Raw genomic sequence first — 12,318 nt, 5'->3', positions numbered from 1 at the left:
CATTGCCATTCCCTGCCTGCGCTGCCGCCGCCACGGATCGGGCGCGATAGCGTGTCCTAAAATGTCCCACACCGATCTGGCGGGAAAGTGCCCAAAGGGACGCTTACCCAGCCATACCGCACCAGCCTCGCCAAACAGCGAGAGTCCGGTCCCCTTGGGCGCGCCTGATAGACGCAAAGCCTTGCGTTTGCCAACAAGCATTTTGCCGTGAATGCAAGGCGGCTAATCGCATTTTAAACAGGGACTTGCATAATTATTGCGAGTCATTCGCAGCACCGGTCTTGCTGCGGTGTGACAAAGTATCAAACGACCGTGCCCGACCTGACTCGGCTGAGGCCTGCCCCATCGGGCCATCCCGGCGCGGCGAGGCCCATGACTTTGAACAAAGTGCCCATTTCGTCCGGCGCGGTTAGACGGATCGTCGCAGCCTCGATCGCCTCCGCAGCATGGGGTGCGGCCCGCGCGAGGCTGCCTGCCCGCGCACCGATCCCGAGTGCGGCAAGCCATGCGCCTTGTCCGCTTGTTCCCAGCCAGCGCGCGCCTGCCTGCTCGGCCACCTGCGCCAGCGTGCCAAAGTCGACATGGGCGGTCAGGTCGGCCTCGCCGGGTTCGGCAAACACGTTCACCTTCCGGTGTGCGCGCACCGCCTGCAGAGTGCTGCCCAGCTGAGGCGCGGCATAGCCATAGTCGATGAACAGCGCCGCGCCGCCCTGTGCGACAAGGCGAGAGGCCACTTCCTGCACCATGGCTGCGGAGGCCGGGGATGTCTCGACGATGGCGCCTTCACCGACATCTGCATAGTGCTCAGGCACCGCCGCTTCCATCGGCCGCGTACCCGCGACCGGGATGAACGCGCCCTCCGCGTTGAGCCCCACCATGCGCTCGCGCCAGCCGCCCCCCGTTCGCACCAGCTGCCGCACCGGCAGTGCATCCAGAAATTCGTTGGCAACTATCAGCAGCGGCTGATCGGTGGGCAAACCTGACAGATCATCGTGCCAGACCGCACCGGGATGCGCCGCGCGCTGCATGGCCTTGAGTGCAGGGCTGGTCTCGACGAAATGGATTTCCGGCACGAGACCTGCCTTGCTCGCTGCCCGCAGGGCATCGCGCGCCAGCGTCCCGCGCCCCGGTCCCAGCTCCACGTAGCATATCGGTTGCGGACGCCCCGCGCGCTGCCAGATATCGGCAAGCCAGAGACCGATCAGCTCGCCGAACATCTGGCTGATCTCCGGAGCCGTCACGAAGTCTCCCGCCGTTCCCAGCGGATCGCGCGACGCATAATAGCGCGCGTTGGCCTCAGCCATGTAGTGCGCAATGGAAATCGGCCCGGTCGCCGCGATGAGCCGCGCAAAAACCGCCGCGAGCCCGCCCGGCGCGCCATGCCCTTCGCCCGTCATCGCTGCCGCTCAGGAAACGACAGTCTGCCCCGCCGGTTGCCCAGTCGGCTGGATTGTCACGGCAAGGGGCGGGCGCATCAGCGCACGGAAGGCAAAACCCAGCCCGATCGCCATCATCGGCAGAGTCAGCCACTGGCCCATCGAAAGCCCGCTGCGCATCGCGAAATCAAGCAATTGGGCATCGGGCTCGCGGTAGAACTCGACCGTGAAGCGGGCCATTGCATAGCCAAGCGTGAACAGCCCCACCAGCAAACCGGGCCGCCAGCGCGCCCGGGTCCGCCAGAACAGGACGAACAGGATCACGCCCAGCACAAGGCCTTCCAGCAGCGCTTCATAAAGCTGGCTCGGGTGGCGCGGCATTGGTCCGGCACCGGGGAACACCATGACCCAAGGCACCTTCGAATCGGTCACCCGGCCCCACAGCTCGCCGTTCACGAAATTGGCACAGCGCCCGAAGAAAAGCCCCGGCGGCACGCAGACGGCGATGTAATCGCAGGCCCGAACGAAGTTCAGTCCGCCGCGCCAGGACACCCAGGCGATTGCGAGCACGGTGCCAATAAGTCCGCCATGGAAGCTCATGCCCCCTTCCCACAGTCGGATCAGCCGCGCAGGATTGGTAAGCAATTCAGGCGCGTAGAAGATCGCATAGCCCAGCCGCCCGCCAAGGATGACGCCGAGCGTTGCGTAGAAGAAAAGGTCGTCTGCATGGCGCTGCGCCAGCGGCGCGCCCGGCTGGCGAATCATCCGGCCGAGCTGGAAGTAGGCCAGCATGATCCCCGCCAGATAGGCAAGGCTGTACCACTTGATCGCAAAGAACCCGAGGTCGATCGCAATGGGCGAGAGGCCAAGGCTCTCCCAGTGCAGCGGTTGATGACCCGCGGCGGCAAGGGCTGGGGATGCGGCTGCGGCGGCCGATAGTGACAGCAAGGGCCAAGCTCCCTAGTGATTTGGCAACGATGGGATTTGTAACGGAACGGTTTTGTTTTGTGCCGCGGGCGCCGCGACCTTGCGCGGCCTTCTGGCACAGGGCAAACCCGGGAGGCAAACCCAATAACGGGCCGAACAACAAGATAGCCCCCAAACCGGTAACCCATTGCATGGGCTATGCCGAATTTGGGCGGAGAGGAGCGATAACAGACCCATGTTGACCCAGCTTGATCGGGATCTTGCCCAAGTGATGGACGGACTGACCGCCCCCGGTGGCATGCTCGCAACCACGCCCTTCCAGGCATTCGGCCGCGACCTGCCGATGATCGCGGCGGCCCCGCCCACTCTGGGCGCCTATTTCACCCAGTTCTGCACCTTCCACGGAGCCAAGGAATTCATCGTCGATGGCGATGTGCGCCTCACTTTTGCGCAGACGCTCGAAGCCGCGCGCATCGCGGCGGGCGGCCTCGTTGCGGGGCATGGCCTGCAGAAGGGCGACCGTGTCGGCATCGCCGCGCGCAACTCCGCCAACTGGATCGTTGCCTACATGGCCGTGCTCATGGCCGGTGGCTGTGCCGTGCTGATCAACGGCTGGTGGCAGGGCGAGGAGATGGCGCACGGCATCGACATGGTCGGCTGCCGCATGATCATCGCCGACCACCAGCGCGCGCAGCGCCTTGGCGGCATCGCTCACGGCGCCGAGATCATTCCGCTCGTCCATGATTGCCCGCCTGCCGAAGGGCTTGCCGCGCTCACGGCCAAAGGCGGCGACGCCAGCACCCCGCTGCACGAAGTCGGGCCGGACGATCTCGCCACGATCCTGTTCACTTCGGGTTCGACCGGCGTGTCGAAGGGCGCCTACTCCAACCATCGCGGCGTTGTGCAGGGCACTTACAGCTACCTTGCGCAGAGCGTGATGGTCCTCAGCCTCATGACCGCGCGCGGCGAAGCGCCTCCCGCCGGTTCGCAGCCGATCGCTCTCGTCAACGTGCCTCTGTTCCATGTCACCGGCGAAGTGCCGCTGATGCTCCAGTCCTATGCGCTCGGCCGCAAACTGGTGCTCATGCCCAAGTGGGACGCCGTCACCGCGATGCAGCTGATCGAGCGCGAGAAGGTCACCTACTTCGTCGGCGTCCCGCTGATGAGCTACGAGATCGCGACGCATCCCGATCACGACAAGTACGATCTCTCCACCTGCGTCACCTTCGCCGCCGGTGGCGCCCCGCGCCCGGTCGAGCATGTCGACCGTATCCGCAAGGCGCTGCCGCACGCTTTCCCGATCCTCGGCTATGGGCTCACCGAAACCAACGGCGTCGGCTGCGGCAACTTCAATGAGAACTACATCGCCAAGCCGGGCAGCACCGGCACGGCCTCGCGCCCGCTGGTCGATCTTGCCATTCTCGACGATTCCGGCCAGCCGGTTACGCAGGGCCAGCTTGGCGAAGTCGCGATCCGCAGCGTCGCGAACTTCCTCGGCTACTGGGATAACCCGGAAGCGACGGCCGCCGCGATCATGCCCGATGGCTACTTCCGCACCGGCGATCTCGGCTACCTCGATGCCGAGGGCTATCTCTTCATCGTCGACCGCAAGAAGGAAATCATCATCCGCGGCGGCGAGAACATCGCCTGCATCGAGGTCGAGAACGCGATCTACTCGCACCCCGGCGTTGCCGAAGCCAGCGTGTTCGGCCTGCCGGACGAGCTCTATGGCGAGGTTCCGGTGGCGGTCTACCTCGCCAAGGACGGCGCCACGGTGACCGAGGAGGACCTGCGCACCTTCCTCGCCGCGCATATCGCCGCCTTCAAGATCCCGGTCCGCTTCTGGCAGGAGCACGAGGCGCTGCCGCGCCTCGGCACGGAAAAGGTGGACAAACGCACCCTCAAGCAGCGTTACGGGGCGCAATGGCAAGAGACGCGAAAGGCGGGATAGGATAGAGAAGCGGGGTATGATCACCCCCCGGATTCCCAACCAGCGCGCCATCATCGATCGCCGGGCGCTCGCCGATGCCATTGCCGAGCGCGTCGCCGCGCAAGGGGACAAGGCTCGTCCGGCGGTTGTAGAGCTTCTGCGCGAAGCACTCGCCAATGGTCGCGAGGAACTTGCGCGCCGCCTCCGCGCGCGGCCTTCGCACGGTACCGAGTGCGCGCAGGGGCAGGCGTTCCTGATCGATCAGCTGGTGCGCGTGATCCACGATCACATCGTCGGCCATGTCTACCGGGCCAGCAATCGTTCGACCGGCGAACGCATCGCGCTGGTCGCCGTCGGCGGCTACGGCCGCGGCGAGATGGCGCCGCATTCCGACGTCGATATCGCCTTCCTCACCCCGATCAAGCCCACCTCCTGGTGCGAGCAGGTGATCGAGGCGATGCTCTATTTCTTCTGGGATCTTGGCCTGAAGGTCGGTCAGTCCAGCCGCTCGCTCGACGAAATGGTGCGCATGGCGCGCAGCGATCTCACCATCCGCACCGCGCTCCTCGAAGGCCGCTATGTCTGGGGCGACCGCGCGCTTTACGAGGAAAGCGCGCGCCGCTTCTGGGCCGAAGTCGTCACCGGAACCGAGCGCCAGTTCGTTGCCGAGAAGCTGGCCGAGCGCAACGAGCGGCACAAGAAGCTGGGCGACAGCCGCTATGTGGTCGAGCCTAACGTCAAGGAAGGCAAGGGCGGCCTGCGCGATCTGCACACACTCTACTGGATCGGCAAATACATCCACAAAGTCCGCGATCCGAGCGAACTGGTCGGCGTCGGCCTGCTCACGGCGGCGGAGTATCGCGCCTTCCGCCGTGCCGAGAACTTCTTCTGGTCGGTGCGCTGCCATCTCCATTCGGTCACTGGCCGCGCCGAAGACCGCCTGACCTTCGATCTCCAGCGCGAAGTGGCGCTGCGCATGAATTTCGCTGACCGCCCGGGCAAGAGCGCGGTCGAGCGGTTCATGCAGTACTTCTTCCTGCAGGCGACGCAGGTCGGCTCGCTCACCGGCATGTTCCTCGCCCAGCTCGATGAACAGTTCGCCAAGACCCGCGTCGGCTTTTTCGCGGCGCTGCGTGGCCGCCGCAAACGCAAGATCGGTGCGTTCCCGATCCAGGCCGAAAAGCTCGGCGCCGATGGCGATGATTTCTTCCGCAGCGATCCGGTCCGCCTGATCGAGATATTCCTCGTCGCCGATCGCGAGGGCCTCGAAATCCATCCCGAAGCGATGCGCCTTGCCCGCCGTGATGCCGCCCTGATCGATGCCTCCGTGCGCCGCGATCCGCGCGCCAACACGATGTTCATGGAGCTGCTCACCAGCCGCCACGATCCCGAAACCGCGTTGCGCTGGATGAGCGAAGCCGGAATCTTCGGCCGCTTCGTCCCCGATTTCGGCCGCGTCGTCGCGCAGATGCAGTTCGATATGTACCACCACTACACGGTGGACGAGCATACCATCCGCGCCATCGGCCTGCTCTCGCGCATCGAAAAGGGCGAGGAGACCGAGCAGCACCCGCTGGCGAGCGAGGTTATCGCCAAGGTCGCCTCGCGCCGTGTGCTCTATGTCGCGACCCTGCTCCACGATATCGCCAAGGGCCGGCGCGGCGATCACTCGATTCTCGGCGCCGAGATTGCGATGAAGCTGTGCCCGCGCCTCGGTATGTCTCCTGCGGAAACCGAGCTCGTCGCCTGGCTGGTGCGCTGGCATCTGCTGATGAGCGCCACCGCCTTCAAGCGCGATCTGGCCGACTACAAGACCATCGCCGATTTCGCAGGGCGCGTGCAGAGCCAGGAGCGCCTGCGCCTGCTGCTGGTCCTCACCATCGTCGATATCCGCGCCGTCGGCCCTGGCATCTGGAACTCGTGGAAGCGGCAGTTGCTGGGCGACTTGTTCATTTCGGCTGAGGAAGTCCTGCGCCTCGGCCACAAGCAGCATGGCCGCGCCGAGCGCATCGCCGCCAAGAAGAAGGCCGTCGCTACCTTGCTCAAGGAGCGCGACGCGCTGATCGGCACGGTCGGTCGCCAGCTTGGCGATGCCTACTGGATCGCCGAGCCCGAAGACATCATCGCGCTCAATCTCCAGCAGATGGATATCTCGCTCGACGAGCCGCTGACGGTCGAAGCGCATTGGTACCCGGCGCGCGGCGCAACGCTCGTCACCGTGCTTGCCGCGGATCACCCGGGCCTGTTCTACCGCATCGCGGGCGGGATCCACCTCGCGGGTGGCAACATCATCGACGCGCGCATCCACACCGCGCGCAATGGCCTCGCGGTCGACAACTTCCTCGTGCAGGACCCCTTGGGCCGCCCGCTCAACGAACCGGCGCAGATCGCCCGGCTCAAGAATGCCATTGCCGATGCCCTCGCCAACCGGGTCAAGCTCCTGCCCCAGCTCGCCGCGCGTCCTTCGGCCCGGCCGCGCGCCGAGGCTTTCGAGGTCGAACCCATTGTCATCTTCGACAACAAGGCCTCCAACCGCTTCACCGTGATCGAGGTCGGCGCGCGCGACCGTCCGGCGCTCCTCAGCCAGCTGGCGCGCGCCTTGTTCGAGGCCCGGCTCGTCGTCCACTCCGCCCACATCGCGACGTACGGCGAGCGCGCGGTTGATACGTTCTACGTCACCGATCTGCTTGGCGAGAAGATCGAGGCGGACAGCCGTATGCGCGCGATCGAGAAGCGCCTTATCGAAGCGGCGGAGGACCGGCGCGCCAAGGCCGCTGCGGCATGACCGACGCACAGTACCTTGCCGGCCGCATCCTCCTCGCCATGCCCGGCATGGGCGATCCCCGCTTCGAACGCGCCGTAATCGCGATGTGCGTCCACGATGAGCACGGCGCGCTCGGCATCGGGATCGGCAGCGTGCGTGAAGGCGTGACGCTGCACAGCCTGCTGACCGATGTCGGCATCGATCCCGGCGTCGCACCAGATAGCCCGGTGCTGAATGGCGGTCCGGTCGAAACCTCGCGGGGGTTCGTGCTCCACAGCACCGATTGGGGCGGCAGCGGCTCCGTCGAAGTGAAACCGCTTTGCGCACTTTCCGCATCGATGGATGTGTTGCGCGCGATTGCCGAGGGGCGTGGTCCATCGAAATGGCTTGTCGCGCTGGGCTACGCGGGTTGGGGCGCCGGGCAACTCGAAGGCGAAATGCGCCAGCACGGCTGGTACGCCGCGAGAGGGCACAGCGACATCCTGTTCGAAACCTCGGTCGCCGCCCGCTGGGCCGCCACCTGGCGCGCTGAAGGCATCGACCCCTCGCACCTCGTCAGCCAGACCGGCCGCGCCTAGCCGGTCCTCTCCATTTTTGCGCAGCACAAATGGGGAGGTGGCCTGCCGAAGGCAGGTCGGAGGGGTCTTCTTTCTACCCCAACCGCTTAACCGCCTCATCCCGCCCGATCAGCGGCAACAGCGCTTTCATGTCCGGTCCATGGTCCATCCCCGTCAGCGCCTGCCGCAGCGGCAGGAACAGGGCCTTGCCCTTGCGCCCCGTGGTTTCCTTCAGCGCGGCTGTCAGCGCGCCCCAAGGATCCTCTACCCATTCGAGCGCCGCAGTCAGACCTGCTGCCTGATCCAGAAACGCCCGCGTCTCTGCATCGAACTCAGGCGCGTCGACCGGTCCCGTCACCACCCGCCACCACTCCGCCGCTTCGGCCACTGTGTTCAGGTTCGCCCGGATCGCGTCCCACGCGGCTTCGCCCATGCCTTCCGGCAGCCGGTCCGCCACGCGCGCAAAGGGCAGCCGGTGGATTACTGCAGCATTCACGCGTGCCAGTTCCGCATCATCGAACCGCGCCGGTGCCCGGCCAAAGCGCGCCAGATCAAAACTCGCCGCCAATGCCTCAGCATCGAGTGCCGGATCGACCGGATCGCTGGTCCCCAGCCGCGCCAGCAGTGCAATCAGCGCTTCCGACTCGATCCCGTTCTCACGCATCTCGCGTACCCCGAGTGAACCGAGCCGCTTGGAAAGCTTGCCCTCCGCGCCCGTCAGCAGCGCCTCATGGGCAAAGCGTGGTACCGGCGCACCCAGCGCGGTGAACATCTGCACCTGGGTCGCCGTATTGGAGACATGGTCCTCACCGCGCAGCACGTCGGTGACGCCCATCTCGATATCGTCGATCACCGAGGGCAGCATGTAGAGCCACGAACCGTCCGCCCGCCGCACTACGGGATCGGACATCTGCCGCGGATCGAAATGCTGCGGCCCGCGGATGCCGTCCACCCATTCGATCGGCGCATCATGATCAAGCAGGAAGCGCCAATGTGGCCGCTCGCCCGCAGCGGCCCTGGCCGCGTGATCGGCCTCGGTCAGCTTCAGCGCGCTGCGGTCATAGATCGGCGGGAGCCCGCGCCCCAACAGCACCTTGCGCTTGAGGTCCAGCTCCTGCGCTGTCTCGTAACAGCGGTAGAGCCGCCCCGCCGCGATAAGCTTTTCGAACGCCGCTTCATAGATCGCAAAGCGCGCGGACTGCCGTTCCTCGCGCTCAGGATGCAGCCCCAGCCACGCCAGATCCGCGCGGATCGCCTCGACATGCTCCTCGCGGCTGCGCGCCGCATCGGTGTCGTCGATCCGCAGCAGGAACCGCCCGCCGCTCTTCTTCGCCAGCAGCCAGTTGTGCAGCGCCGTGCGAATATTGCCGACATGGAGCGTGCCCGTGGGCGAGGGTGCAAAGCGGGTGGTGACCGTCATGTGCTTGCCTATAGCGGCGCTCGTGCACCGGGCAAGCTCAGCCCATCAGCACGATGGCATGGGTGCAGGTCTCCCACAGCGGTTCGTGGCCCGCAGATGGGACGAAACCATCGATCGCGTGCATGAAGTCGGCGCGGCTGCGCCGTTGCCCGGCCTCAATCATCCGTGCCAGCGTCGCCTCGTCGGGCGAGAGCCGCTGGCAGCATGCGCGGCCCACGCCGAATGGCTCGGGCCAGTGCCGCGTCACCGTGCGGACCAGTTCGTGCACTGCAAATGCCGCTTCGCAGTGCCGCAGTCGCAAGGCGAGTGCGGGCAGGGGATCGCTGCCATCGCGCGCCGCCAGCGCACAGAGTCGGATCGCGAGCACCACTTCCTGCGCGAGCTGTGAGGTCTCACGCAGGACCGGCGACTGTGCGAGCCTGGCGATCGTTGCAGCAAGGTTTCCGGCAGGCACATTCATGGGGCAGGCTCCGACTAATTGCGAACGATTCGCAAATTAGTCGGTTGCTACTTCAGGTCAATGAGAATCGTTCTCAATAAGGCTGGCCTGTGCGGAACCCGTGCGTGATCGGATAACGCCGGTCGCGACCGAAGTTGCGCATGCCCAGCTTCACCCCGGGCGGCGCCTGGCGGCGCTTGTACTCGGCCACATTCAGCAGCCGTTCGATCCGCGAGACCGTCGCATGGTCGAAGCCCTCGGCCACCAGCTGATCGACGCTCTTCTCGTGCTCGACAAGGCCGAGCAGGATCCCGTCGAGCACGGCGTAGTCGGGCAGCGAATCCGAATCCTTCTGGTCGGGCCGCAGTTCGGCGCTCGGCGGCTTGGTGATGATCCGCTCCGGCATCACCATGCCCTCGGGCCCGAGCCCGATCTTCGGTCGCGCGCTGTTGCGCCAACGCGAGATCGCGAAGACGGTCGTCTTGTAGGCGTCCTTCAGCGGATTGTAGCCACCGTTCATGTCGCCATAGATCGTTGCGTAGCCAACGCTCATCTCGCTCTTGTTGCCGGTCGTCACCAGCATCGGCCCGAACTTGTTCGACAGCGCCATCAGCGTGGTGCCGCGGATGCGGGACTGGAGGTTCTCCTCGGTGAGGTCGGGTGAGCGGCCCTCGAACGTCGGCGCCAGCATCTCTGCGAAGGCGCCCACCGCCGGCACGATCGGGATCGTATCGAGCCGCACGCCCAGCATCTTCGCGCAGGCTTCGGCGTCCTCGAGGCTCTCCGCGCTGGTATAGGCGCTTGGCATCATCACGCACCACACCCGCTCCGGCCCCAAAGCATCGACCGCAATCGCGGCGCAGATCGCCGAATCGATTCCGCCCGAAAGTCCCAGCACCACGCCGGGGAAGCGATTGGTGTTCACGTAGTCGCGCAGCGCGAGCACCATCGCGCAGTAGATGTCCTCGGGATGCTCGGCGAGTTCGGAAACCACACCCGGCTGGCAACGCCAGCGATGTCCGGCGCCAGAGGGCACCTTGTTCCACACGGTATCGACCACCGCCTCTTCCCAGTCCGGCAGCTGCACCCACAGCGCGCCTTCCGGGCCGACGACGAAGCTCGCGCCATCGAACACCACTTCGTCCTGCCCGCCAACGCGGTTGAGATAGGCAAGCGGAATGCCCGTATCGATCGCGCGGCGCTTGGCGACGCCGTCGATGCGCAGCACGTCCTTGTCGATCTCGTAGGGGCTGCCGTTGATGCACAGGAAGATGTCAGCGCCCTGCGCGGCAAGATGCCGGCACACGTCCGGCTGCCAGATATCCTCGCAGATCGGCAGGCCCAGCATTGCGCCCTTGAAGGGGACCGGCTCGGGCAGCGGACCGGGGAGGAAATAGCGCTTCTCATCAAAGGTGCCGTAGTTGGGCAGCTCCACCTTGAAGCGCACTGCCGCCACTTTGCCCTGATCGAGCAGCGCCACCCCGTTGTGCAGCGCGCCGTTGCGCACGAAGACCGAGCCGACCAGCATCGCGGGGCCGCCATCCGCAGTCGCCGCTGCCATGGCCTCGAGTGCGATGGCCGCCCGCTCGATCAGCGCGGGCTTCAGGATCAGGTCTTCCGGGGGATAGCCGATCAGCTGCATCTCGGGATAGACGATGAGATCGCTCCCCTCCGCCCGTTCGCGCACGGCGAGCATTGCCGCTGCGTTGGCGGCAAGATCGCCAACCTTCTGGTTGAGCTGGGCAAGCGTGATGATGAGTGTATCGGCCATGGGCAGACCCTAGGCGGCATTGGCGCAGCAGTTCAAGGATATCCAATGGTGCAAGGGCAGACTTGGGTCGGCCTTGGTGCAAAACCCTGTGTCCGAACGTTGCAATGCTGTCATCTTGGGCTAAGGGCCAAGGCATCAGCCAGAGTTGAGGGACTCGGGGAAGCCCATGAAGATCATGTCCGGCAACGGCAACCTGCCGCTGGCCCGCGCCATTGCCGCCTATCTCGAACTGCCGCTGACCGAAGCTTCGGTCCGCCGCTTTGCCGACGAGGAAGTCTTCGTCGAAATCCACGAGAACGTGCGCGGCGAAGACGTGTTCATCGTCCAGTCGACCGGCTATCCGGCTAACGACAATCTGATGGAACTGCTGATCTGCATCGATGCGCTGCGCCGCGCCTCGGCCAAGCGGATCACGGCGGTCATCCCCTATTTCGGCTATGCCCGGCAGGATCGCAAGCCCGGCCCCCGCACGCCGATTTCGGCCAAGCTGGTCGCCAACCTGATCACCACGGCGGGCGCCGACCGCGTTCTGGCAGTCGATCTCCACGCCGGGCAGATCCAGGGCTTCTTCGATATCCCGACCGACAACCTGTTTGCCGCACCCGTCATGGCGGCCGATATCCAGACGCGCTACGGCGGGCAGGACCTCATGGTCGTCTCGCCCGACGTCGGCGGCGTTGTCCGCGCCCGCGCACTTGCCAAGCGGCTCGACAATGCTCCGCTCGCCATCGTCGACAAGCGGCGTGACCGCCCCGGCCAGAGCGAGGTGATGAACATCATCGGCGATGTTTCGGGCCGCATGTGCATCCTGATCGACGATATCATCGATTCGGGCGGCACGCTGTGCAACGCGGCGCAGGCCCTGCTCGACAATGGGGCCAAGGGCGTCGCCGCCTATATCAGCCACGGCGTGCTTTCGGGCGGCGCGGTGGCGCGGGTGAACAACTCGGCGCTCAAGGAACTCGTCATCACCGACACGATCCTGCCGACCGAGGCCACGCAGACCTCGGACCGCATCCGCGTGCTGACCATCGCACCGCTGATTGGCGAAGCGATCCGCCGTATCGCCGATGAAAGCTCGGTCTCCAGCCTGTTCGACTGATCTTCCAGAGGTTCCGGCCCTCTCCCTGACGG

9 protein-coding genes are annotated in these 12,318 nt (G+C 65.7%); 4 read left to right on the top strand and 5 right to left on the bottom strand.

Annotation, left to right across the window (positions count from 1 at the left end; all coding sequences use genetic code 11):
* Nucleotides 1-302: 302 nt before the first annotated feature.
* Both K5Q19_RS18765 and lgt read right to left on the bottom strand, forming a co-directional pair.
* Nucleotides 303-1,397, bottom strand: coding sequence for an SAM-dependent methyltransferase (locus K5Q19_RS18765; protein ID WP_292948380.1), 1,095 nt, complete (start codon nucleotides 1,395-1,397; stop codon nucleotides 303-305).
* A 9-nt stretch (nucleotides 1,398-1,406) separates the two neighbouring features.
* Nucleotides 1,407-2,321, bottom strand: coding sequence for a prolipoprotein diacylglyceryl transferase (gene lgt / locus K5Q19_RS18760; RefSeq protein WP_292948384.1), 915 nt, complete (start codon nucleotides 2,319-2,321; stop codon nucleotides 1,407-1,409).
* A gap of 217 nt (nucleotides 2,322-2,538) precedes the next feature.
* Between lgt and K5Q19_RS18755 the strand changes: the two genes are divergently transcribed.
* The 3 genes from K5Q19_RS18755 to K5Q19_RS18745 are packed head-to-tail and all read left to right on the top strand — an operon-like array spanning nucleotide 2,539 to nucleotide 7,575.
* Nucleotides 2,539-4,254 (top strand): class I adenylate-forming enzyme family protein, encoded by a 1,716-nt coding sequence (locus tag K5Q19_RS18755; protein ID WP_292948378.1) that lies wholly within the window; start codon nucleotides 2,539-2,541, stop codon nucleotides 4,252-4,254.
* Between the two features lie 16 nt (nucleotides 4,255-4,270).
* Nucleotides 4,271-7,018 (top strand): [protein-PII] uridylyltransferase, encoded by a 2,748-nt coding sequence (locus K5Q19_RS18750; RefSeq protein WP_292948376.1) that lies wholly within the window; start codon nucleotides 4,271-4,273, stop codon nucleotides 7,016-7,018.
* On the top strand, nucleotides 7,015-7,575 hold the full coding sequence (locus tag K5Q19_RS18745; RefSeq protein WP_292948374.1) for a YqgE/AlgH family protein: 561 nt from the start codon (nucleotides 7,015-7,017) through the stop codon (nucleotides 7,573-7,575). The genes K5Q19_RS18750 and K5Q19_RS18745 overlap by 4 nt, the downstream gene beginning before the upstream one ends.
* Before the next feature lie 73 nt (nucleotides 7,576-7,648).
* Here the strand turns inward: K5Q19_RS18745 and gltX are convergent, their stop codons facing one another.
* From gltX to K5Q19_RS18730, 3 genes are all read right to left on the bottom strand, one after another.
* Entirely contained in the window at nucleotides 7,649-8,974 is a 1,326-nt protein-coding gene (gene gltX, locus K5Q19_RS18740; RefSeq protein ID WP_292948373.1) for a glutamate--tRNA ligase, read from the bottom strand.
* A gap of 37 nt (nucleotides 8,975-9,011) precedes the next feature.
* Complete coding sequence (locus tag K5Q19_RS18735) at nucleotides 9,012-9,434, bottom strand: hypothetical protein (protein WP_292948371.1); 423 nt, start codon at nucleotides 9,432-9,434, stop codon at nucleotides 9,012-9,014.
* 73 nt (nucleotides 9,435-9,507) lie between these two features.
* The gene (locus K5Q19_RS18730; RefSeq protein ID WP_292948366.1) at nucleotides 9,508-11,184 is read right to left on the bottom strand and encodes an NAD+ synthase; all 1,677 of its coding nucleotides are present in this window, start codon (nucleotides 11,182-11,184) and stop codon (nucleotides 9,508-9,510) included.
* A gap of 166 nt (nucleotides 11,185-11,350) precedes the next feature.
* On the opposite strand from K5Q19_RS18730, the gene K5Q19_RS18725 reads away from it, so the two are divergent.
* Nucleotides 11,351-12,286, top strand: coding sequence for a ribose-phosphate pyrophosphokinase (locus tag K5Q19_RS18725; RefSeq protein WP_292948364.1), 936 nt, complete (start codon nucleotides 11,351-11,353; stop codon nucleotides 12,284-12,286).
* The last annotated feature ends 32 nt before the right edge of the window (nucleotides 12,287-12,318 follow it).

The sequence above is a fragment of the Novosphingobium sp. genome (genome assembly GCF_019748365.1).
GTDB lineage: Bacteria > Pseudomonadota > Alphaproteobacteria > Sphingomonadales > Sphingomonadaceae > Novosphingobium.
The sequence above is the reverse complement of the archived record's forward strand: the minus strand, read 5'-3'. Positions and strand labels throughout refer to the sequence as shown.